The organism is Delftia acidovorans NBRC 14950 (assembly GCF_001598795.1).
GTDB classification, from domain to species: Bacteria; Pseudomonadota; Gammaproteobacteria; order Burkholderiales; family Burkholderiaceae_C; genus Comamonas; species Comamonas acidovorans.
The window spans coordinates 148,005-171,260 of sequence record NZ_BCZP01000005.1 but is presented as its reverse complement, the minus strand read 5'-3'; the positions used below and the strand labels follow the sequence as shown (position 1 = coordinate 171,260).

The 23,256-nt window shown below is 68.1% G+C and carries 18 protein-coding genes; 4 read left to right on the top strand and 14 right to left on the bottom strand.

Features of this window, described 5'->3' with window-relative positions:
- Position 1 precedes the first annotated feature (1 nt).
- From aspA to DA1_RS08310, 8 genes are all read right to left on the bottom strand, one after another.
- A complete protein-coding gene (gene aspA, locus DA1_RS08345; RefSeq protein ID WP_034392234.1) occupies positions 2–1,420 on the bottom strand; it encodes an aspartate ammonia-lyase in 1,419 nt (472 codons plus the stop codon).
- Between the two features lie 14 nt (positions 1,421–1,434).
- Entirely contained in the window at positions 1,435–2,865 is a 1,431-nt protein-coding gene (locus DA1_RS08340) for an amino acid permease (RefSeq protein WP_034392236.1), read from the bottom strand.
- Between the two features lie 120 nt (positions 2,866–2,985).
- On the bottom strand, positions 2,986–4,017 hold the full coding sequence (locus tag DA1_RS08335) for an amino acid ABC transporter substrate-binding protein (protein WP_155294201.1): 1,032 nt from the start codon (positions 4,015–4,017) through the stop codon (positions 2,986–2,988).
- Positions 4,018–4,038: 21 nt separating this feature from the next.
- Complete coding sequence (locus DA1_RS08330) at positions 4,039–5,355, bottom strand: dicarboxylate/amino acid:cation symporter (protein WP_034398369.1); 1,317 nt, start codon at positions 5,353–5,355, stop codon at positions 4,039–4,041.
- A gap of 139 nt (positions 5,356–5,494) precedes the next feature.
- On the bottom strand, positions 5,495–6,505 hold the full coding sequence (locus DA1_RS08325) for a C45 family autoproteolytic acyltransferase/hydrolase (RefSeq protein WP_155294202.1): 1,011 nt from the start codon (positions 6,503–6,505) through the stop codon (positions 5,495–5,497).
- A gap of 10 nt (positions 6,506–6,515) precedes the next feature.
- Positions 6,516–7,973: a biotin carboxylase gene (locus DA1_RS08320; protein WP_034392238.1), complete on the bottom strand. Its 1,458-nt coding sequence runs from the start codon at positions 7,971–7,973 to the stop codon at positions 6,516–6,518.
- Complete coding sequence (locus DA1_RS08315; RefSeq protein WP_034392240.1) at positions 7,970–10,873, bottom strand: aminotransferase class I/II-fold pyridoxal phosphate-dependent enzyme; 2,904 nt, start codon at positions 10,871–10,873, stop codon at positions 7,970–7,972. The genes DA1_RS08320 and DA1_RS08315 overlap by 4 nt, the downstream gene beginning before the upstream one ends.
- Before the next feature lie 91 nt (positions 10,874–10,964).
- Positions 10,965–11,837: a carbon-nitrogen hydrolase family protein gene (locus DA1_RS08310; RefSeq protein WP_034392242.1), complete on the bottom strand. Its 873-nt coding sequence runs from the start codon at positions 11,835–11,837 to the stop codon at positions 10,965–10,967.
- A 232-nt stretch (positions 11,838–12,069) separates the two neighbouring features.
- On the opposite strand from DA1_RS08310, the gene pdxR reads away from it, so the two are divergent.
- Positions 12,070–13,557, top strand: coding sequence for a MocR-like pyridoxine biosynthesis transcription factor PdxR (pdxR, locus tag DA1_RS08305; protein ID WP_373861018.1), 1,488 nt, complete (start codon positions 12,070–12,072; stop codon positions 13,555–13,557).
- A gap of 18 nt (positions 13,558–13,575) precedes the next feature.
- Here the strand turns inward: pdxR and DA1_RS08300 are convergent, their stop codons facing one another.
- From DA1_RS08300 to DA1_RS08280, 5 genes are all read right to left on the bottom strand, one after another.
- Positions 13,576–15,834, bottom strand: a complete 2,259-nt coding sequence (locus DA1_RS08300) for a putative bifunctional diguanylate cyclase/phosphodiesterase (protein WP_034392245.1) — start codon at positions 15,832–15,834, stop codon at positions 13,576–13,578.
- A 28-nt stretch (positions 15,835–15,862) separates the two neighbouring features.
- On the bottom strand, positions 15,863–16,603 hold the full coding sequence (locus DA1_RS08295; RefSeq protein ID WP_034392248.1) for a GGDEF domain-containing protein: 741 nt from the start codon (positions 16,601–16,603) through the stop codon (positions 15,863–15,865).
- A complete protein-coding gene (locus DA1_RS08290; protein WP_012204882.1) occupies positions 16,603–17,004 on the bottom strand; it encodes a DUF1987 domain-containing protein in 402 nt (133 codons plus the stop codon). The genes DA1_RS08295 and DA1_RS08290 overlap by 1 nt, the downstream gene beginning before the upstream one ends.
- 68 nt (positions 17,005–17,072) lie before the next feature.
- Complete coding sequence (locus DA1_RS08285; protein ID WP_013802972.1) at positions 17,073–17,645, bottom strand: SiaB family protein kinase; 573 nt, start codon at positions 17,643–17,645, stop codon at positions 17,073–17,075.
- Between the two features lie 9 nt (positions 17,646–17,654).
- Positions 17,655–18,887, bottom strand: coding sequence for a SpoIIE family protein phosphatase (locus DA1_RS08280; RefSeq protein ID WP_034392251.1), 1,233 nt, complete (start codon positions 18,885–18,887; stop codon positions 17,655–17,657).
- Positions 18,888–19,073: 186 nt separating this feature from the next.
- Here DA1_RS08280 and DA1_RS08275 point away from each other — a divergent pair, with 186 nt between their 5' ends.
- Entirely contained in the window at positions 19,074–20,036 is a 963-nt protein-coding gene (locus DA1_RS08275) for a TauD/TfdA dioxygenase family protein (RefSeq protein WP_034392254.1), read from the top strand.
- Between the two features lie 9 nt (positions 20,037–20,045).
- Here DA1_RS08275 and DA1_RS08270 read toward each other — a convergent pair whose 3' ends face one another.
- Positions 20,046–20,303, bottom strand: a complete 258-nt coding sequence (locus DA1_RS08270) for a DUF2789 domain-containing protein (protein WP_012204886.1) — start codon at positions 20,301–20,303, stop codon at positions 20,046–20,048.
- A 211-nt stretch (positions 20,304–20,514) separates the two neighbouring features.
- Between DA1_RS08270 and DA1_RS08265 the strand changes: the two genes are divergently transcribed.
- A complete protein-coding gene (locus DA1_RS08265; protein WP_034392257.1) occupies positions 20,515–21,555 on the top strand; it encodes a ligase-associated DNA damage response exonuclease in 1,041 nt (346 codons plus the stop codon).
- A complete protein-coding gene (locus DA1_RS08260) occupies positions 21,552–23,243 on the top strand; it encodes an ATP-dependent DNA ligase (RefSeq protein ID WP_034392261.1) in 1,692 nt (563 codons plus the stop codon). The genes DA1_RS08265 and DA1_RS08260 overlap by 4 nt, the downstream gene beginning before the upstream one ends.
- Positions 23,244–23,256: the final 13 nt, after the last annotated feature.

The window sequence follows — 23,256 nt, the reverse complement described above, 5'->3', positions numbered from 1 at the left end:
GTCATCCGAGTTTCAGTGCCGTGGGCCGCGTGAGGATCTCGGGCCGCAGGATGGTGTCCAGCTGCGTTTTGCTCAGCAGGCCCCGGGCCAGCACGATGTCGTAGACGCTGCCGCCGCTGGCATGGGCCTGCTGGGCCACGGAAGTGGCATTGGCGTAGCCGATGTAGGGGTTGAGCGCGGTCACGATGCCGATGGAGTTCTCCACCGCCGCGCGCAGGTGTTCGCGGTTGGCGGTGATGCCCTGCACGCAGCGCTCGGCCAGCGTCAGGCAGCCGTTGCGCAGGTGGCTCACGCTTTTGAAGATGCTGTGGGCGATGATGGGCTCGAAGGCATTGAGCTGCAGCTGCCCGGCCTCGGCCGCGAAGCTGACGGTGATGTCGTTGCCGATGACCTCGAAGGCGATCTGGTTCACCACCTCGGGGATCACGGGGTTGACCTTGCCCGGCATGATGCTCGATCCCGCCTGCATGGCCGGCAGGTTGATCTCGCCCAGGCCCGCCCGCGGGCCGCTGGACAGCAGCCGCAGGTCGTTGCAGGTCTTGGACAGCTTGACGGCCACGCGCTTGAGCACGCCCGACAGCTGCACGAAGGAGCCGCAGTCCTGGGTGGCCTCGATCAGGTTGGGTGCGGTCTGCAGCGCAATGCCGGTGATCTCCTGCAGGTGCTTGAGCACCAGGGGCGCGTAGTCGGGATGGGCGGTGATGCCCGTGCCTATGGCGGTGGCGCCCATGTTGATCTCGCAGATCAGCAGCACGGCCTCGCGCAGCCGCGCCTGGTCCTCCTCGATCATCACGGCATAGGTGCTGAATTCCTGGCCCAGCGTCATGGGCACGGCATCCTGCAGCTGGGTGCGGCCCATTTTCAGCACATCCCGGAACTCCTCGGCCTTTTGCGCGAAGGCCAGGCGCAGCGTGTCCATGGCGTCGATCAGCCCGTGGATGCCGAACCAGGTGGCGATCTTGAGCGCGGTGGGGTAGACGTCGTTGGTGCTCTGGCCGATGTTCACCTGCTCGTTGGGATGCAGGTACCGGTACTCGCCCTTGTGGTGGCCCAGCAGCTCCAGCGCGCGGTTGGCGATGACCTCGTTGGCGTTCATGTTGGTCGAGGTGCCTGCACCGCCCTGGATCACGTCCACCACGAACTGCTCGTGCAGCCGCCCGCCCTGCAGCTCCTGGCAGGCGCTCACGATGGCATCGCAGCGCCGCTGGTCCAGCAGGCCCAGCTCATGGTTGGTCAGGGCCGCCGCCTGCTTGATGCTGGCCAGGGCGCGGATCAGTTCGGGGTAGATGGAGATGGGCGTGCCGGTGATGCCGAAGTTCTCCCGGGCGCGCAGGGTGTGCACGCCGTAGTAGGCGTCGGCGGGAACCTCGCGGTCCCCCAGCAGGTCGTGTTCGATGCGGACGGATGGATCGGTGCTCATGCTTGTGTCTCCATTTATTCGGGTTTGACGATCAACGGACCCAGGCCTTCCTGAACGGCCTGCTCCTGTTCCACGCGGCCGGGTTTCGGGCGGCCCCAGTGGAGCTTTTGCGCCAGCATGCCCAGGGCGACCAATGCACCGCCCAGCACGCTGGTGTAGAGCACTTCCTTGCGGTAGGTGCCCTCGGCCACCATGACCACCATGGAGGCGACGATGAAGAAGATGGTGGCGTAGGTCAGCGCCGGGAAGCACCACATCTTCAGGCGGATGGGCGTGCCGCTGGCTTCGAGCTTGCGGCGCATGTGCAACTGCGACACGGCGATGCACAGGTACACCAGCAGCGCGATGGAGCCGGTCGCGGCCATGAGCACATCGAACACGTCCATCTGGCCGGTGGCGGTGAGGGCGACCGTCAGCAGGGCCAGGGCGCTGGAGGCGATGACGGCCATGTAGGGCGCGCTGGTGCTGCGGCCCAGGGTCGTGAACATTCGGGGGGCGTCGCCGCGGCGCGCCAGCGAGAACAGCATGCGGCTGGAGGTGTAGAGCGCCGAGTTGAAGCAACTGCACACGGAAGTCAGCACCACGAAGTTGACGATCTGGCCGGCGAAGGGAATGCCCAGGTGCTTGAGCGCGACGGCATAGGTGCCTTCGGTGGAGAGGATCAGGCCCGGGGTGTCGTACGGAATCAGGCAGACCACGATGAAGATGGAGCCCACGTAGAACAGCGAAATGCGCCAGACCACGGACCGGGTGGTCCGCACGATTTCCTTGCCCGGGTCCCGGGATTCGGCCGCCGCCACGGTGACGATCTCGGCCCCGATGAAGGCGAACATCGCGCCCAGCAGCGCCACCACCACGGCGCCGGGGCCGTTGGGCATGAAGCCCTTGCTGGTCAGGTGCGCCATGCCTGCGACATCGCCCGCAGGCCAGAGCCTGGCGATGGCCAGCGCTCCGATGGCGATGAACAGCACAATGGCCACGACCTTGATCAGAGCGAACCAGAACTCGAACTCGCCATAGTTGTGCACCGGCAAGAAGTTGACGGCCATCAGGCCGAAGACCACCACCAGCATGTAGCCCCAGATGGGAACGGCCGGCATCCAGGCGTTGAGGATGGCCCCGGCCACATAGGCCTCCCAGCCCATCAGCAGTGTCCAGAAGCACCAGTACAGCCAGCCGATCGTGAAGCCGGCCCAGCGCCCGATGGCGCGGTCTGCGTAGGTGGAGAACGAGCCGCTGTCAGGCTGCGCCACGGCCATCTCGCCCAGCATGCGCATGACCAGCACCACCAGGATGCCCCCGCCCATGTACGCCAGGATGGCTGCGGGGCCGGCACTGGCAATCACCTTGCCGGAGCCGACGAACAGCGCACCGCCGATCACCCCCGCAATGGATAGCATGGTGAGGTGCCGCGGCTTCAGCCCACCTTCGAGTTGCTGACTCATTTCTTGTCTCCTTGTATTTGCTGTTGCAAAGTGGGCGCGACCCGCGTGCTGCATGCCGTGCGCAGAGCGAGGCCAGGCGAGGCGCCATCCGGCGTGCAATGGGTGCAGGCAGTAACCGCCTCAACGGGGTTGGACGGCCATGGTCTCGATGAGGGTCTGCAACTGGGCGCTCATCGGCAGGTCCAGGCTGGTGCCCGAGGGCAGGCGGCGCAGGAACCAGCGCCTGTACTGGCGCTCGATCTCGCCGTCCTCGGCCAGCGCCTGGAAGCTGCTCCTCACCACCTGGGCCAGCTGGGGGTCGTCCTTGCGGAACATGATGGCGTAGGGGTCGTAGGAGAGGTAGTCGCCCACCACCTGGAACCTGGCGCCCGGGCTCGCGTCCGTGCTCGCGCCCGTGCCGCCGTTGCCATCCGCCTTGCCGGCGTTCTCCGCGATCAGGCCGTACAGCAGAACGTCGTCGGTGGCGAAGGCGTCGGACTGGCCGCCGGCCACCTGGGCAAAGCCCTGGGAGTGGTCGGGCACCACCTGCAGCTGCATGCCCAGGTGAAATTTCCGGTCCAGGTCGCGCATGGCTTTTTCATTGGTGGTGCCGGCCGTCACCGCCACCTTCTTGCTGGCCAGGTCGCGCAAGGAGCGGATCCGCGCGTCCTGCCGGACCATGACCTTGGTGCCGGCCACGAACATGATGGGCGAGAAGGCCACGCGCTTTTGGCGCTCCAGGTTGCTGGTGGTGGAGCCGCATTCCAGGTCCACCTGGCCGTTGGCCACGGCGTCCACGCGGTTGTCGGCCGTGACGGGCACCCAGCGGATGGCCAGGCTCCTGTTGACCGCATCCTCGATGCTGGTCACCAGCGCCTTGCACAGCTCGATGGAGTAGCCGATAGGCTCGTTGCGCGCGTTCAGGTAGGAAAACGGCACCGAGGCCTGGCGGTAGCCCAGCGCAATGGAGCCGCTGGCGCGCACCTTGGCCAGCGTGCCGCTGAGCGTGGCGGGCGCGAGGCTGGCGGCGGTGCGCTCTGGCGTGTCGGCTTCCTGGGCGCCGGCCGTGGTGGCCAGCAGCGCAAGGGCCGCCACGCCCGCTGCCGCTGCCACCCGCGCCGGTCCCCGCAGCGCCCATGGCTGCCCGGGCCGTGATCTGGGTTCGGGTTTCATGGCGTTTCCTTGTGCGGGTTGTCAGGAATGGGCCGGGGAGGCGGGATGGGCCAGCGCGGCCCTGGCCTCCGAATCCAGCCGTGCGGCGTTGGCGGCGGCTTCGGTCTCGGGCAGCAGGTCGCCCTCCCACTTGGCGACGACGGCGGTGGCGATGGAGTTGCCCACGGCGTTGGTGGCCGAGCGGCCCATGTCCAGGAAGGTGTCCACGCCCAGGATGAGCAGCAGGCCGGCCTCGGGGATGTTGAACTGGTTGAGCGTGGCGGCGATCACCACCAGCGAGGCGCGCGGCACGCCGGCCATGCCCTTGGAGGTCAGCATCAGGATCAGCAGCATGGTGATCTGCGTGCCCAGCGACAGGTGGATGTCGTAGGCCTGGGCGATGAGCAGCACGGCGAAGGTGCAGTACATCATGGAGCCGTCGAGGTTGAACGAGTAGCCCATGGGCATCACGAAGCTGGAGATCTTGCGCTTGACGCCGAAGCGGTCCAGCGCGTCCAGGATCTTGGGGTAGGCGGCCTCGGAGCTGGCGGTGGCGAACGACAGCATGAAGGCCTCCTTGATCAGCACCAGCAGCCTGAAGATGCGCGGGCCCAGGAACAGGAAACCGGCGATCACCAGCACGCCCCACAGCAGAAACAGGCCCAGGTAGAAGTCCCCCATGAAGACGGCGAACTTCAGCAGGATCTCCAGGCCGTTGACCGACACGGTGGCCGCCATGGCCGCCAGCACGGCCAGCGGCGCGAGCTTCATCACATAGCCGGTGATCTTGAGCATGACGTGGGACAGCTCGTCGATGGCGGCCACCAGCGTCCTGCCCTTTTCACCGAGCGCGGCCAGGGCCACGCCGAAGAACATGGAGAACACCACGATCTGCAGGATCTCGTTGTTGGCCATGGCCTCGGCAAAGGACTTGGGCACCAGGTGGCTGACGAAGTCCTTGAGCGTGAACTTGGCGGTGGCGAGGTTGGCCGAAGCGCCGATGTCCGGCAGCGGCAGCCCCAGGTTGTGGCCCGGCTGCAGCACGTTGGCCAGGACCAGGCCCATGACCAGCGACACCAGCGAGGCGGTGACGAACCAGCCCATGGCCTTGAGGAACACCCGGCCCACCGAGGCCGCATCGCCCATGTGCGCGATGCCCACCACCAGCGTGGAGAACACCAGCGGGCCGATCAGCATCTTGATCAGCCGCAGGAACACGTCCGACATGATGGAGATGTAGCCCGCGATCTGCGCGGCCGCCTTCTTGTCGGGAAAGTTGATGAACACCATGTAGCCGATCACGATGCCCAGCACCATGGCAACCAGAATCCAGATGGCGGGCGGAAGTTTTCTTGTCATTTCCATGTCTCCTTTGGTAGTCGTCGTGTATGTGTGGCAAGAGGCAAGAGGCAAGAGGCAAGAGGCAAGAGGCAAGAGGCAAGAGGCAAGAGGCTGGACCTGCGCCGGCGCATGCAGGGGCCTGGCGCGCGGGGTCCGCTCACGGCGGGCGCTGGCCCGGGTAGGCGATTTCGCGCTGGCCTTCCTCGAAGGCGTGCAGGCTCTGGAGCCAGGTCTGGCCCGGCCACGACAGCTCGATGCGGCCTGCTCCTGGCGCATAGGCGGCCGTGTACAGCGTTCCGTATCCGCGCCGCCAGGCGGGCTGGTACAGGGGCTCGCGCAGCAGCGCGGCCTGCGTGTCGCTGGCCGGCGTGCCGGCTTCGATCTGCTGCTGCAGGGCGGCCAGCCGCTCGCAGGCGCTGGTGGCGCGTGCATGCTCGGGCCATTCCACCGTGTGCTGGAAGTTGGTCACGGCCCGGCGCCGGGTCACTTCCACGGGGCGGTCGGGGTTCAGGAACACCGTGGCCCATTCGCCCCGGGCGTCCAGCAGCGTGACGCTGTAGCACATGTGCACGGGCACGCGCTGCAGGATGGCCACGGCCGATGCGGTGTCCTGCGCAATCTCCAGCACATAGCGCAGCACCAGCGGAATGCCGAAGCCGTCGCCATGGGCCGTGCGGCCGCCGAAGGACAGCGAGGCGGCCAGGCCCGACTCGTTCATGCCGTCCAGTGCGCCCCACAGGCAGTCGCCCATGGCGGCCACGCGCTGCCCGCTCCAGCGCGTGGCCAGCCAGTGGCCCTCCAGCAGCGCGGGCGCGAAGTCGTAGTTGCGCAGCAGCATGGGTTCCTGCTGGCCCACCGCATCGAGCCAGACGGCCTGGGAGCAGCCGGTGATGTAGGGCGGCGGGCACCACAGCGACAGGAAGCGCGCCTCGATGTCGCCGCCGCCGGCCAGCTCCACCAGCCGCTCCCAGGTAGGCACCAGTTCCGGCATGTGCTGGCGCAGGGCGCGGCGGCACTCCAGGAAGCCGGCGCGCGCCACCGCGCCCTGGCGCAGGAACCAGGCCCGGTAGTAGGGCCAGGCCTGCTCGCACAGGGCCTGCCATTTCCGGCCGGGCAGGTCTTCGGCGATGGCCTGGAAGCGGATGCGGGAAGGCATGGACAAGGGCATGGGATTGCCTTCAGAGGATCTTGAACGAGCCCGGCGCCGGTGCTGCGCCGGGCTGGGTGGCCAGGACGGGCTTGCCTGCGTAGTAGTTCTTGATGCCGCGTATCCAGTCGCGCGCCCGGATGTTGAGCTTGAAGTTGTCGTCCATCGAGCGGCCGCGCGTGATCAGGATGCCCAGGTCGGCGCCCTCGTAGCGGTAGTCGCCGGGGCCGGTGATGCGCAGGAAGAAGGCCTCGCGCTCGGTGTCTATGGCCTTGCGGTTGTAGTCGAAGCGCTGGTAGGCGACGCTGCCGTCCTCGCCCATGCGGTAGATGCCGGTGGCCGGAGCATGCGTGACCTGGTCGATGCGGTCCTCGTTGAACTTGAGCACCACCTGAGACCAGGAGTCGATGAAATGCGGCTGGGCCCAGCGCTCGTTGATCTCCTTGACGTTCAGGTCGAACGGCACGCCCGAGAATTCGAGCAGGTGGAACAGGAACAGCGGCGCATCGGCGTAGGCGAAGGCGGCATGGTTGGTCATGGGGCTGGCGCCGCAGATGCGCGGGTTCAGCTCGCCCAGGTAGACCTCGCCGGTGTCGGTGTCGATCAGGAAGTCCAGGTCGAAGTAGCCGCGGTAGCCCTCGGCCAGCAACTGGTTGCCGAAGCGCTCAGCCATGTCGCGCGCCCTGGCGCGCACCTCCTCGGAGAAGGCGCCCGGGAACACCTCGTTGCCGCACCAGCCGCCCTTGTAGGGCGTGAGTTCGCGCGCGCCCACCACCTCGGTCAGCAGCGGCCCGACCAGGGTGCCCGACTGGGTGGCGCAGGCCTCCAGCGTGGCGCCGCGGCAGTTGATGCGCTTCATGATCTTGACCTCGGGGTCGTTGACGATCTCGTCCTTGTGCTTGTCGAAGTCCTCGCGCGAGGCGATGAAGAAGGTGGTGTGGCCCGAGTCGCCGAAGGCCGACTGCACCACCAGGTCCTTGCCCAGGCCGTGGCGTTCGGCGATCTGCATCAGGTGCTCGTAGCTGTCCACCTTCTCCAGCGCGTTGGGCACCGAGTAGACGCCGGCCTTGTTGCCTATGCGCACGGTCTCCATCTTGTTGTCGCAGCGCTGGCGCAGCGCGGCTGGCGGAAACCAGACCTCCATGCCCAGCTCCCGGGCCAGGGCCTCGGTCTTCTCGTCGAACATCAGGAAGGTGGCGACCGGCTTGCCGCCGCGCCGCTCGATCAGGTCCACCACGTCCTTGTGCTGCAGCAGATAGTTGTTGATGTCCTCGATGGACTCGAAGGGCTCGTGCGGCAGCTCCTGCGGCACGAAAGCGTTGGGGTGGCGGCCGTCGAAGCAGTCGATGTAGTTGATGTAGCGGAAGCGGTTGACCCAGCGGTCCATGCCCAGCAGGTTGAAGTTGGTGGCGCTGATGAAGTAGATGGGCCGCTCGTTGCGGTGGAACATCAGCAGCAGGTCGGCAACGCTTTTGACTTTGTTGTTCACTTCTTGCTCCTCGTCGTGGTCTTCTTCGGGGTGGGGGAAAGCGTGATCAGTTCAGGTTCGGGCTCGGGTCGGACCAGGCCCAGGCCTTCGTCGCCCGCCTGCGGCTGCGCCGCGCGGCCCGACAGCGCCAGCGCGGCGCGCGCGGCCGTGGCCTGGGCGGCGCGGTCCAGCGCGGCCCGGCTGAAGATGCGAAAGCCCAGCTCGGGCCGGAAGCCGTGGATCTCGCGCACATCGAGCGCAGCCATGAACTGCAGGATCTCGGCGCTGATCACCTGCCCGGGCACGAGGATGGGAAAGCCCGGCGGGTAGGGGATGACGAAGAGCGCGGACACCAGCTCGCGCCCCTCGGCGATGGCGCACGCGGCCTCGGCCATGTCGATGTATTCGCAGTTGGTGTCGTCGTACGAGAGGAAGAAGGCGCTGCGGATGTCGCCGTCGCGCGTGCCTGCGCGGCCTTCGACGCTGCGGCCCCGGAAGGCGAAGTGGAAGCTGGAGAAATTGGGCAGCGGCGGCTGCTCCAGCGTGAGCGAGCGCACGCGCCTTTCATGGATGCGCCGCTCGATGGCGCTCAGGTCGGCCACGCGGGCGTCCACGTCGCGGGCAATCTTGATCAGCACCTCGATCAGGTAGGCGATGGCCGAGCGCGTGCTGCCGATGTTGGTCATGAAGAGCACGGTGTTGCGCGAGGTCTTGTTGATCTGGATGCCGTACCTGTCCATCAACTCCTTGTTCTTGAAGGTGTCGCCGTCCATGCCCGTGGTGCCGATGACCAGGGTGGCGCGGCTGGGGTCGAGCACGAACTCGTCGCTGCGCCATGCCACCTCCAGGTTGTCCCAGCCCGTCTCGTCGTTGTAGTAGTTGTCCACGCCCGACTCGCGGTAGGCCAGCGGCACCAGGTCGCCGATGCGCAGGAAGCGGAAGTAGCGTTTGAGCAGTGGGTGGTGCAGCACCTGCTCGCGCAGGCTCATGGCCAGCTCCAGCTGACGCTGGATCAGCTCGTAGCCCTCCAGCTCCACCTGGCGGCGGCCCACGTCCAGCGAGGCGAGGATCTGGTAGTTGGGCGAGGTCGAGGTGTGCGTCATGTACGCCTCGTGGAAGGACTCCTCGGCCTTGTCCTTGAAGTCCTGGTCCCAGATATGGATCATCGAGCCCTGGCGCAGCGCCGTCAGCGTCTTGTGCGTGGAATGCGTGGCGTAGACCCGGATCCGGGCCTTGGCGGGGTCGGGGATCAGCCGGGTCTCCAGCAACTGCTGGTCGTCCTCCCAGTCGATGCTGGCGGCGAACTCGGCGTGGCGCCTGGCGTAGGCCGGGTCCTTGAAGGTCTCGCACAGCTTGGCGGCGCTGGCCATGGCCGTGCGCGGGCGGTAGATGGGATGGCAGCGCGCGAAGGCGAACCAGGCCTCGTCCCAGAGGAAGACCAGGTCGGGCTTGATGGCCAGGTATTCCGTCATCACGCGCTCCACGTCGTAGACGATGCCGTCGAAGGTGCAGTTGGTCAGCAGCACCATGCGCACGCGCTCCAGCGTGCCCGCGCGCCGAAAGCCCAGCAGGGTCTCCTTGATGTGGCGCAGCGGCACGGCGCCGTACATGGAGTACTGGTCCAGCGGATAGGAGTCCAGGTAGGCCACCTGGGCGCCGGCCAGCACCAGGCCGTAGTGGTGGGACTTGTGGCAGTTGCGGTCCACCAGCACGATGTCGTCGGGCCGCACCAGGGCCTGCACCACGATCTTGTTGCAGGTGGAGGTGCCGTTGGTGGCGAAGTAGGTGCGCCTGGCACCGAAGGCGCGGGCCGCGTACTCCTGGGCCAGCTTGAGCGGGCCCACGGGGTCCAGCAGCGAGTCCAGCCCGCCCGAGGTGGCCGAGGTCTCGGCCATGAACAGGTTCATGCCGTAGAACTGGGCCAGGTCCCCGATCCAGTTGCTGTTCATGATGGACTTGCCGCGCGCCAGCGGCAGCGCGTGGAACACGCCCGTGGGCTGCTTGGCGTAGTCGCGCAGCGCGTGGAAGAAGGGCGTCCTGTGGCGCTCGCCCACGCCTTTCATGATGGCGCTGTACAGCTCGATGTGGTCTTCCTCGCCGAAGAAGATGCGCTTGAAGACCTCGCCCACGCGCGCGGCGATCTCCTCGACGCTGACATCGGTGACCAGGTACAGATCCAGCTCGGGGCGCAGCTGCGCGATCTGGCGGCCCAGCAGCGGGCCGCGCTCGAACTCGGGCATGGCCTCGCTGTTGTCGTCCATGCCTTCCAGGAAGCGGCGCAGCATGCCGTTCCTGTTGACCGAGCGGAATGGAAAGCCGTGGCGTATCACCACGGCCTGCAGGTTGAAGTTGACCAGGGTGGCGATCAGCGCGTCCTCGAAGCTGGGCACCACCACGATGTCGAACACGAAATCATCGTCGGCGCTGCGCTTGCGCTGCACGCGGCGGCGCAGCGCGTCTTCCTCGCTGGCCGACATCTCGTCGACGATCAGCACCTCGAAGTAAGGCCGCGTCAGCTGCGCCTGGCGCTCGCTGTCGGTCTCTATCTGCGAGGGCAGTTCGTTGTCGTTGTCCAGCGTGTTGGCGTCATGGCGGTAGGTGCGCGCAGCCAGCACGCGGTGGATGCGCCGCGCCGCCTGGTGCGCGCGCGCCAGCTCCTCGCGCTCTATCCACTGGCACAGCTCACCGAAGACCCGGCCCCCGGGAAAGGCCCAGTAGCTTTCGACCGGGGCCAGCGCGTCGATGATGGTCTGCACATGGGCCAGGCGGCTGGCACGCTCGAGGTGCTCGGGCGCCAGGATGGCCAGCCGGCTGAGATCGTCCACCAGGCTGATCCAGCCATCGGCACGCATTTCCCAGACGCTGCGGTGGCGGCTGAGGGAGGCACGGGCGCGCGTTTCGGTCGGGGGGCGGGATGTCATCGTTGTCTCCTGGTTTTTTGCCGCATCGCCCGGTGGCTTGCGGCTTTGTGGTGCTCGTGATGTCGATCGCTGGGAAAAGGGGCGTGTCAGGTCATTGGGGCTTGTCCAGTGCTCCCAGGCTGTGCAGGTAGGGGAAGTCGGTGCCGTCCTTGCGGTAGACGGTGAAATCGCAGTCGCGGTCGCGGAAGCTCTTGAGCGGCTGGCCCAGGTTGCTGCGCAGGCCGTGTTCGCGCTCGTGCCGCAGCCGGGCGAAGTCGACCTCGATGGGCATGATCTGGGCGCCGCTGTCGGCCTGGTGGAGCACGTAGCCCGAGGGGTCCACGATGATGGAGCGGCCCACGCCGCCGTCGCCCACGCCGTTCACATCGAAGAAATAGACCTGGTTGGTGACGGCCGAGGCGCGTGCGATGCACAGCTCCACATCGCGGTCGATGGTGTCCGTCATGGTGGGGTGCAGGATCACCTCGGCGCCCATGGCCACCAGCGTGCGCGTGGTTTCTGGAAACCACATGTCGTAGCAGATGGACACGCCGAAACGGCCCGCGCCAGGCACGTCGAACACGCAAAAGCCGGTGCCGCCGGCCACATCGCGCTCATAGGGCCTGAAGGGGAAGAGCTTGCGAAAACGCGTGACGACCTCGCCCTGCGGGTTGATGACGGGCGTGGTGTTGTAGACCACGGTGCCCTCGGGGCCGGCCACGCTCTCGAACAGCGAGCCGGGAATCAGCCACAGGCCGGTTTCCCGGGCCAGCCCGCACAGCCGGTCCTCGGTGGGGCCGGGCAGCGGCTCGGCCCTGTCGTGCTTGGGGCCCAGCGCCGCCAGCTCGGAGAACAGCACCATGCGGACCCAGGGAAAACGCGAGCGGATGTGGCGCAGGTAGCCGGCCATGCGCTCCAGGTTGCTGTCGAAGGCGCAAACCTCCATCTGGACGCCGGCGATGCCGAAGGTGGTGGCTGTGCTCATGGCTGCACCTCCTGGCAGGCGGCTTGCCGGGCCGGCAGGGTGCCGCAACGAAAAGCTTTCAACTTCAAGGACATAGGCTGACTGAGGGGCGAATGGAACCGGGCGGAAGGCACAGGTCTTTGAAGTGTCTGGAGGCGGATCATTGAAAAAATATTCGGCTTTCACGCCTTCGATAGCTATACATGGGGGCGAGTCTATGTTCACATTGATCCCAACAAAAGAACCAAATACCGTGAACAAAAGAGAACCAATTTCCCGCGTTGGAAGTGCCACGCTGCCGGACTTTGTCAATCGGCATTTCCAACGTAGCGATGCCGAGTATAACCACCGCCAGCTCTACCGCATCGTCAAGGAAGGCATCCTGCGCAAGGCCCTGCCGGCGGGCTCGCGGCTGCCCACCAGCCGCGAGCTGGCGCAGACGCTGGGCATTGCGCGCAACACCATCGTCCAGGTCTATGAGCAACTGGCGCTGGAGGGCCTGGTGCAGGCCGGCGTGGGGCGGGGCACCTATGTGGCCGAGGTGGCGCCGGCCTTCGTGAGCCAGCCGCCGTTGCCGCGCCGCCGTGGCACGCCGCTGTCGCGGCGCGGCAGCGCCATCGTGAGCGGGGCGCGGGCCAGCCACCTGCAGTGGGGCGCCTTCGCGCCGGGCGTGCCCGAGCTGCGCCAGTTTCCGGCCGCGCTATGGAGCCGCCTGCACGCCCAGGCCTGGCGCGATCACAACCCGCTGCAACTGAGCTATGCCACGGGCGCAGGCCATCCCGCGCTGCGCGAAGCCATTGCCGAGCACTTGCAGGGCACGCGCGGCGTGGCCTGCAGCGCGGACCAGATCCTGGTGACCAGCGGCGCCCAGCAGGCGCTGCACCTGATTTCCCAGCTGCTGGCCGATCCTGGCGACACCGTCTGGCTGGAGGACCCCGGCTACTGGGGCGCACGCAGCGTGTTCCGCATGGCCGGCCTGCAACTGCAGCCCATCGCGCTGGACGGCGAGGGCCTGGCGCCCACGCCGCAGCAACTGAAGACACCGCCGCGGCTGATGTTCATCTCGCCCTCGCACCAGTACCCCAGCGGCGTGCTCATGGGCCATGGCCGAAGGCGCCAGCTGCTGGACTACGCGGTGGCCCAGCGGGTCTGGATCGTCGAGGACGACTACGACAGCGAGTTCCGCTTCACCTCGCGCCCGCTGCCGGCGCTGCAGGGCCTGGACGAGCATGGCCGCGTGATCTACCTGGGCACCTTCTCCAAGACCATGTTTCCATCGCTGCGGCTGGCCTACCTCGTGCTGCCCAGCGACCTGGCCGACAGCTTTGCGCGCGCGCTGAGCGAGCTGTTCCGGGAGGGGCAGATCATGCAGCAGATCGTGCTGGCGCAGTTCATGCGGCAGGGCCACTACGTCAACCACATCCGCCGCATGCGCCAGGTCTATGGCGAGCGCCGGCGCGTGCTCATCGACGAGATAGGCCAGCGCCTGGGCACGGCGGTGACCGTGCAGGGCGGAGACGCGGGGCTGCACCTGGTGCTGGGCCTGCCGCCCGGCTCGGACGATGACGCCATTGCGCGGCAGGCACGCAAGCTGGGCGTTCTCACGCGGCCGCTGTCCCTGTACTCGCTCAGGCCCGATCCGGCCCGGGGCCTGGTGCTGGGCTACGGAGCCGTGACGGAGCAGGAGATCCGCCACAGCTTCGGCCTGCTGGCCGAGGTGATAGCGCCCCATCTGCCGTGAACGGGCGACAGGGCGCCTTCACTCCGGCGCGCCATTCACTCCGGTGCGCCGGTGCAGCCAGCCCAGCAACTGCTCCTTGTCCATGGGCCGGGCAACGTGATAGCCCTGTCCCTCCTGGCAGCCCATGGCGCGCAGGGCCTGCCAGGCGCTGGCGTCCTCTATGCCTTCGGCCAGGACCTGCAGGCCGAGCTTGCGGCCCAGCTGGGCGATCATTTCGGCGATGCGCGCTTCCTGTGATTCGCCAAGCTGGCGCACGAAGCTGCGGTCGATCTTGATGCGGTCCAGCGGCAGGCGCTCCAGGTAGCTCAGCGAGGAATAGCCGGTGCCGAAGTCGTCGATGGCAATGGTCACGCCCAGGGAGCGCAGGGCGCTGAGCGTGGCCTGCAGCAGCTGGGTGGGCAGGACCGCGACGGATTCGGTGATCTCCAGCTCCAGCTGCGCGCCCTGCAGGCCGTGCTCTGCCAGGGCGTTGCTCACGGTCTGCAGAAAGCCCGGGTCCTGCAGCTGCACGGTGGAGACATTGACGGCCATGCGCCTGGGGGCGCGGCCGGCGTCCAGCAGTTCGCGCATGGTGCGGCAGGCCGTGGCCAGCACCCATTGGCCCAGCGGCACGATGAGGCCCGAATGTTCGGCCACCGGAATGAAGCGGTCGGGCGGCACGAAGCTGCCGTCCTGCCGGCGCCAGCGCAGCAGGGCCTCCAGGCCGACCAGGGCATGGGTTTCCAGGTCCACCTGGGGCTGGTAGACCAGGAAAAGCTGGGCGCCGTCGATGGCAGCGCGCAGGTCGGACAGCAGCAGGGCGCGGTCGCGCGCCTCCATGCCCATCTGCTCGGAGTACTCCAGCAGCTGGCCGCGGTGATCGCGCTTGGCGCGCTTGAGGGCGATGGTGGCGTCCTTGACCAGGTCGGTGCCGGCCTGGCGCTCATGGGGCAGGTACACGTAGCCGCAGGTCAGCGAGACCTTGTGCGGCACGCCGTCCACGGCCAGCGGCTGGCGGGCGCAGTCCAGCAACTGGGCCAGGGCCACCTCGTCGGTGGGGCCCAGGATGCCGAAGGTGTCCGATCCCACGCGCGCCAGCAGCACGCCTGCGGGCAGCGCGCTGGCCAGGCGGCGGGCCATGGCTTCGAGCAGGCGGTCGCCAAAGCGGTGGCCCATCACGTCGTTGGTGGCGCTGAAGTCGTCGATGTCCACCAGGGCCAGCACATGGTCACGCGTGCCGCGCCACACGCATTCGTCCACTTTTTCCACGAAGTGGGCGCGATTGGGCAGGCAGACCAGCGGGTCGAAGTAGGCGGACTGGTGCAGGCGCTCCAGCAGGCCGCGGTTGTGCAGCAGCGTGCGCAGGTTGGCGCAGAAGACTTCGAGCAGCTGGCGGTCCAGTGCGCTGTGCGAGGCCGGTGCGTCGATGAAGACGGCCATGTCCTGCTCGTCGCCCCGGCCGATGTACAGCGCCACGCCGCGCTGCACGCCGTAGATGTTGCGCCGCGCCTGCAGCGCCTGGCGCAGCAGGCGCAGCCCGCGCGAGGCCAGCACGGTGGCGATGGGCTGGTCGATGAGCCGGGCGAATGGTCCCGTGGCTGCGAGCACGCGGTAGGGCTCGGCCGGGTGCGTTCCCTCCGAGCAGACCAGGCCTTCGCTGGCCACGCCCAGCAAGGTGGCCAGCTGGGTGATCACGCCCCGCGCGAAGGCGTGCAGATTGGTTTCCTCCAGCAGCGAGGCGCTGGAGCGCACCATCAGCTCCAGGCTGCGGCGGTTGGCCTCGATGGCGCACAGCTGCTCGTAGGAGCGCACGGCGGTCACCACGATGGCCAGCAGCCGGTCGGGCGTGAGTTCGGTCTTGGTGCGGCAGTCGTTGATGTCGTAGCGCAGCAGGGTTTCCAGATCGGGCGCCTGGCCCGGGCGGCCGGTGCGCAGCACGATGCGGCTGTTGCGCAGGCCGGCCGTGTAGCGGATGAAGTCCACCAGGTCCAGGCCGGCGCCCGTGCCGTCGGTCACGGCGTCGAGCACCACCACGGCCAGGTCCTGCTCGCTGCGCAGCAGATTGCGCGCCTGTGTGCCGGAGCGGGCGTAGAGGAACACCAGCGGCCGGCCGAACAGGCTGTGGCCTTCCAGCGCCAGGCGGAAGGCGGCGTGTACGTCGGGGTCGCTGTCCACGATCAGCACCCGCCATTCAGGCCCGGGCACGGGCGATGGCGGGGGCGGCTGCAGAGCCGGCTGCAGGAGGGCGGAAGCAGGGGCGGGCGCCCTGGGCGCCCGTGCGCGCATCACGAAACTCATGCCTCAGCCCTGTCTGTGTCCGCGCCGCTCAGGCCGTGGCATGGTCTGCCGCGCGCACGACCTGGTTGCGCCCGCTGCGCTTGGCGGCGTACAGCGCCTCGTCGGCCAGGCTGTAGGCGTCGTCGAAGCGGCCGCCGCTCGGGCGCCAGCTCACGCCGAAGCTGGCCGTGATGCAGCTGGCGTCGGGCAGGCCAAAGGGATGGGCCTCGATGGCGGCGCGCACCTGCTCGGCCACGCACACGGCGCCGTCGCTGTCGTGCTGGGGCAGCAGCACGGTGAATTCCTCGCCGCCCACGCGGCCGATGTGGGCGGTGGCCGGCACGGCGGCCTTGAGGCAGCGCACCACGCCCAGGATCACGCTGTCGCCCACGGGGTGGCCGAAGCTGTCGTTCACGCGCTTGAAGTGGTCTATGTCCAGCACGATCAGGGCCAGCCCCTGCTGGGTGAAGTGGCGGTTCACGCGCTCGATGATGGCCGCGCGGTTGAGCACGCCGGTCAGCGGGTCGTGCGTGGCGCGGTATTCCAGCTCGCCGGCCAGGTCCTGCAGGCGCTGGTTGAGCTGGGTCATCTCCAGCTCGGCCCGGTCGCTGCGGCGCACCAGCCGGCGCGTTTCGCGCAGCAGGCGCTCATAGGCGGTCAGCAGCACGCCCAGGGCCTGGTGGCAGGCCTGGGCGCCGGCTTCTTCGCCCCGGTCGTGGGCGGCGCGGGCCGCCAAAAGGGCCTGGTGCTCGGCATCGAAGAGGTCCGCGGGAGCGGCCACGGTGTCCATCACGCCGCCTTCACGGGGTGGCCGGTGAAGGCGATGGCGGGAAAGTCGTCGCGCAGCTCCTCGCCAAACTCGCAGATGGTGTCGTCTTCCTCGTCGTGGTACCAGTGCAGGGCCACGGGGCGGCCGGCCTCGGCGGCGCCGCTCAGTGCCTCGATCAGGTTGAACAGCATCTTGGTGCTGGAGCTGTTGAAGTAGGCCAGCGCGATGTGCACCTCGATGCGCGCCTGCTGCTGCGCCGGCTGCGGCTGGGCCAGGTAGTCCTTGAGGCGGGCCAGGATGCCGCCATAGAAGGCGGCGGCGTTCTCGGGATAGGACTCGCCACGCAGGTGCAGCGTGTGCGTGTCGAACTGGAAGTCCACTTCCGGGGAACTGGGAGTCGGTGCGATGTAGAGGTTGTCCATGCGTGATCTCGGTGCGTTGTCCGTGCCTGCGGGCCGGGCCTGTCCAGGCCTGGTGCCGGAGCGACGGCTCAGAGCGTGGCTTTCAGGTAGAAGACGGGCCGGCCGTCCACGGTCTGGGCGGGATCGAAGTCGAACTGCAGCGGCTCGCGCGCATCGCGGGCCAGGGTCAGGAAACCCATGCCCGCGCCCTTGCTGCCTTCGGGCGCGTCATCGCGCAGCGACTGGCGGCAGGCCTTCTTGATTTCGTCCAGCGTCATGCTGCGCAGGGCGTCGAGCTTGGCGCGCAGTGCCTCGCCCATGCCCGGCTCGATGGGGTTGGCGCACAGCAGCACGAAGCTGCCGTCGTCCTCGCGGCGGATGCAGACCGCGCCGTGGCGCAGCTCGCCATCGTCCTGGTGGGGCGGGGTCAGGGCATCGGCCGAGTAATGGATGATGTTCTGCGCCATCTCGACAAAGGACGAGAACAGCTTGCGCCGCGTGGGGCCCGGCACGCCGGCCACTTCCAGCTGCAGCCGCACGGCCTCGGCCATGGCCGCGACGATGTTCTGCGAGAAGTAGCCCACGTAGTAGAAGATCACCTGGTGCTGGCGCGCCAGGTGGAAGAAGCTGCCGTACTTGTCGGCGATCTGTGCGGAGGGCATGGGAGGCATTCAGGTTCTGAAGCAGAAAAAGGTCAGGTCGTCGCGGCGGTGGTGCTCGCCCTGCCAGGCCTGCAGGGCGGCCAGCAGGGCGCGGTTGATCTCGGCGGGCGTGTGGCCGGCCTGCTCCAGCAGCAGCTCGCGCACGCGCTTCTTGCCGAAGGTGATGCCGCGCGGGCCGCCGACCTGGTCGATCAGGCCGTCGGTGGTGATGAAGACCAGGGTGCCTGCGGGCAGTTCCAGGTCGATGTTGTTCCAGGCGAAGTCGAACTCGCTGTCCACATAGCCCACGCCCTTGCGCTGGCCATCGAGCACCTCCACCGCCTCGGCGCCGGGGCGCAGCACGAACAGCGCAAGGCGCGCGCCTGCAAAGCGCAGGCGCCGGTGCGCGTGCTCGAACCAGAAGCAGGCCGCGTCCAGCCCGTCGTCGGAGCCCGGCGTGCCATCCTTGCCGTCGAGCTGGCCCAGCATCTGCTTGACGCTGCGGTTCACATGGCCCAGCAGCGCGGCCGGGTCGCGCGGGCCGTGCTCCTTGATGGCCTGGCTCAGGCTGCTGGTGGCGATCAGCGTCATGAAGGCGCCGGGCACGCCGTGGCCCGTGCAATCGGCCACGGTGGCAAACCAGCCATCACCGTCCTGGCTGAACTGGTAGAAGTCGCCGCCGACCACATCGCGCGGCTCCCAGACCAGGTCGGCCCCGGGGCAGGCGCGGGCCAGGGAGTCGCGCGAGCTGCGCAGCAGCGACTGCTGGATCACGCTGGCGTATTCGATGCTGTGCATGATCTGGCGGTTGCGCGCCACCTGCATGTCCGCCACCGCGCGCATCAGCTGCAGACCGTTGCCCACGCCCGCGAACAGGCCGTCGCGCGTGATGATGAAGCCATCGGTCAGCGCCTTTTCGCCGTACTCCACGGTCTTCACGGTCAGGGTGTCTATGTCGGTGGAGGCATCGACCACCAGCGGCTCCTTGTCCATGAAGGCGATGCAGCTCTTCTTGCCGTACAGCTCCATGCGAAACGGCTTGCTGAACTGGGACAGGAAGATGCTGCGGTTGATCAGGCCGATGGGGCGGTTGCCCTCCACCACGGGCAGGCTGATCAGGTCCCGGTGGCGCGTGAAGACCTCGAGCACCTTCTCGTTGGTCTCGTCGGCGGTCATGCAGGGAACGGGGGTACACAGGTCCGCTGCGCTGGGTGGGCGGAAACGTGGCCTGGAATCGCTCAGGTAGGCGCGGGACTCATCCATGGAAGGCACATCGCAAAATTGTTAAGGAATGTTACGTTTTCCTTGTTGCAGTTTTGTGACGCGCACAGCCCCGGTTGGCATGCACTTGTCTTGCGCATAACCATGCGCCAAAAGCTTCGTTGTGGCGTGGCAGGGCGGTTCCTAGCATGGGGACTTCCACCCATGCAAGCACTGAGGAGAGACACCGTGAACGCTGTCACCGAAGCCAGCCACCTGAGCACCGTGGCCCAAGACCTGGAGCAGGACCGGCAACAGCCGCTGCAGATCCAGCCCCTGTCCGGCCGCATAGGCGCCGTGGTCCACGGCGCCAGGCTGTCGGGCGAGCTGGCGGCCGAACAGTTCACGCAGATCCATTCGGCCCTGCTGCGCCACCGCGTGCTGTTCTTCCGGGGCCAGCACCATCTGACGGATGCATCGCACCAGGCCTTCGGGCGGCTGTTCGGCGAGATCGAATCGCACCCCACCGTGCCTGCCCCGGACGGCACGGCCTTTCTGGAGCTCAATTCCCAGCATGGCGGCCGCGCCGATTCCTGGCATACCGATGTCACCTTCAAGGCGGCCTTTCCCAAGGTCTGCGTGCTGCGCGCCGTCACGCTGCCCGGCCATGGCGGCGACACCGTCTGGGCCAATACCGTGGCCGCCTATGAGGGCCTGCCCGAGCCGCTCAGGCAACTGGCCGAGCAGCTGTGGGCCGTGCATGGCAACGACTACGACTACGCCGAGAACTTCCGCCAGAACGCGGCCAGCCAGACCGAGACCGCAGGCCGCGCCAGCTACCGCAAGGTGTTCACGCGCAAGACCATCGAGTCGGAGCAGCCGCTGGTGCATGTGCACCCCGAGACCGGAGAGAAGGCGCTGCTGCTGGGCCACTTCGCCAAGCGCATCAAGGGCCTGCGCGCCAATGAATCGACGGCGCTGCTGCAGCTGTTCAACGAACGCATCATCCGGCTGGAGAACACCGTGCGCTGGCAATGGGCGCAGGGCGACGTGGCCATCTGGGACAACCGCGCCACGCAGCACTACGCCATCAACGACTACGGCGATGCCCACCGCGTGGTGCGCCGCGTCACCGTGACCGGCACCGTGGCCACCAGCGTGGACGGCCGCCACAGCGTGGACATCACGGTGCCCGAGCCGCTGGCGGCCTGACTGCCCGTGCTATCGGGCAGCGCGCTGCCTGACCGCGTCTTCGTGCAGCGACTCGCTGAGCTGGTCCACGACGATGGACCACGACGCATCGGCCTTGAGCTGCTCGGCCAGGAACTGGCGCTGCGCATCGCTCCAGTAGGGCGCATCCACCACATCCACATCGGCGGCCAGCTGGTGCGCGCGGATGAAATCGGCAATGGCCTGGTCACTGGCATCCAGGCCCAGTTGCAGGAAGAGATTGGACATGCGTACGACGGAGTTGTTCATGAAGGCGTGTGGATGTGTGTGGGATGAGAGGGCGCTATCTTCCCCGATTTGACCGGCCCTGCGGCCCGGTTGTGCGGAGGTTGCGGCCCGGTTGCGGTCGTTCGTTGCGCGGGTAGGTGCAGGCTGACAGCCTGCCGCGCTCCGGGCCAGCGTGCGCGCGGCGACCGCCCCACTAGCATGGGGCCATGAGCATTCCCGCCCCTGATCCCGCATGCCCGCCGACCTGATCGTGGCCCGCCCCGAAGGCCTGTACTGCGCGGCCGGCGACTTCTACATCGACCCCTGGCGGCCCGTGGACCGGGCCGTGATCACGCATGGCCACTCCGACCACGCGCGCGCCGGCCACGCCCATTACCTGGCCCATGACGACAGCGAGGGCGTGCTGCGCGCACGGCTGGGCGCGGACATCACGCTGCAGACCCTGCCGTATGGCGAAGCCGTGGAACACCACGGCGTGCGCATCTCCCTGCACCCGGCCGGCCATGTGCTCGGATCGGCCCAGGTGCGGCTGGAGCATGGCGGCCAGGTCTGGGTGGCCTCGGGCGACTACAAGACCGAGGCCGATGGCACCTGCACCCCCTTCGAGCCCGTGCGCTGCGACACCTTCATCACCGAATCCACCTTCGGCCTGCCCATCTACCGCTGGCCCCGCCAGCCCGAGCTCATGGCCGACATCAACGCCTGGTGGCAGGCCAACGCCGCCCAGGGCCGGCCCTCGGTGCTGCTGTGCTATGCCTTCGGCAAGGCCCAGCGCATCCTGCACGGGGTGGACCGCCGCATCGGCCCCATCGTCGTGCATGGCGCGGTGGAGCCGCTCAATGCCGTGTACCGTGCCGCAGGCGTGGACCTGCCGCCCACGCTGCGCGTGACCGACCCCGGCGTGGATGCACAACTGCTCAAAACCGCCCTGGTGCTGGCACCGCCTTCGGCGCAGGGCACGCCGTGGATGCGCCGCTTTCCCGGCCATGCCGATGCGTTTGCCAGCGGCTGGATGCAGCTGCGCGGCACGCGCCGCCGCCGTGGCGTGGACCGGGGCTTTGTCATGTCCGACCATGCCGACTGGCCCGGCCTGCAGTACGCCATAGGTGCCACGGGCGCCGAGCGTGTCTTCGTCACGCATGGCAGCGTGGCGGTGCTGGTGCGCTGGCTGCGCGAGCAGGGCCTGGATGCGCAAGCCTTCCAGACCGAATACGGCGATGAGGACGAGGCCGCCGCCGCCCAGGCTGCACCGGATGAGGCGCCCGCTCCATGAAGGATTTCGCCGCCCTCTACCGCGCGCTGGACGCCAGCACCGCCAGCCGCGACAAGCAGGCTGCGCTGCAGGCCTATCTGCGCGCCGCCGCGCCTGCCGATGCGGCCTGGGCCGTCTATTTCCTGGCCGGCGGCAAGCCGCGCCAGCTGGTGCCCACCAAGGTCTTGAAGGAGCTGGCGCGCGAGGCGGCCGGCCTGCCCGAATGGCTGTTCGACGAAAGCTACGAGGCCGTGGGCGACCTGGCCGAAACCATTGCGCTGCTGCTGCCGCCACCCGGTGACGCGCACGACCTGGGCCTGGCCGCCTGGGTCACGGACCACCTGCTGCCGCTGCGCGGCATGGCGCCCGAGGCGCTGGCGGACACGCTGCGCATGCAATGGGCGCGGCTGGCGGCCGATGAGCGGCTGGTCTACTTCAAGCTGATCACCGGCGCTTTCCGGGTCGGCGTGTCGCGGCTGCAGGTCACGCAGGCGCTGGCGGCCGTCAGTGGGGTGGATGCCAAGCGCATCGCCCAGCGGCTCATGGGCTACACCCACATCGGCGCGCGGCCCGGGGCAGCCGACTACCTGCGGCTGGTGGCGGGAGAGGAAGAGGGCGATGACGCACATTCGGGCGAAGCCCGTGGCCACCCCTATCCCTTCTTCCTGGCCCATCCGCTGCAGTTGCCGCTGGAGCAGTTCGACGCCGTGCTCGGCCCGCCGTCCCAATGGGTGGTGGAGTGGAAATGGGACGGCATACGCGCCCAGATCGTGCGGCGCGGCAGCGGTGACGCGCTGGGCACCTGGATCTGGTCGCGCGGCGAGGAACTGGTGAGCGAGCGCTTCCCCGAGCTGCAGGCCATGGGCGATGCCTTGCCTGCGGGCACCGTGATCGACGGCGAGATCGTCGTCTGGGCCGCGCAGCAGGGTGAGGCGCCCGCCCATGTGCGCCCCTTTGCCGACCTGCAAAAGCGCATAGGCCGCAAGACCCTGGGCCCCAAGCTGCTGCGCGAGCTGCCCGTGGTGCTGCTGGCCTATGACTTGCTGGAGGAGGGCGGCCAGGACCTGCGAGCGCTGCCCCAGCATGAACGGCGCGCGCGGCTGGAGCGGTTGGTGGCCCTGGTGGCGCACCCGGCGCTGCTGCCCAGCCCCGTGCTGGCAGGCGACAACTGGCAGGCCCTGGCCGAACTTCGCGAGCAGGCCCGTTCCCTGGGTGTGGAGGGCATGATGCTCAAGGCCCGCGATGCCGCCTACGGCGTGGGCCGCACCAAGGACAGCGGCGTGTGGTGGAAGTGGAAGATCGATCCGCTGAGCGTGGACGCCGTGCTCATCTACGCACAGCGCGGCCATGGCCGTCGCGCCAGCCTCTACAGCGACTACACCTTTGCCGTCTGGAACGCGCCGCCCGGCACCGAGGGGCGCGCCCTCGTGCCCTTCGCCAAGGCCTATTCGGGCCTGACCGATGCCGAAATGGCGCGCGTGGACGCCGTCATCCGCAAGACCACGGTGGAGAGCTTCGGCCCCGTGCGCAGCGTGCGGCCCACCCTGGTGTTCGAGCTGGGCTTCGAGGGCATTGCGCGCAGCGCACGCCACAAGAGCGGCATTGCCGTGCGCTTTCCGCGCATGCTGCGCTGGCGCGAGGACAAGCCTGTGCAGGAGGCCGACTCCATCGACACGCTGGCCGCCCTGCTGCCGCACTCCGACCCGTGACCGATGAATGACC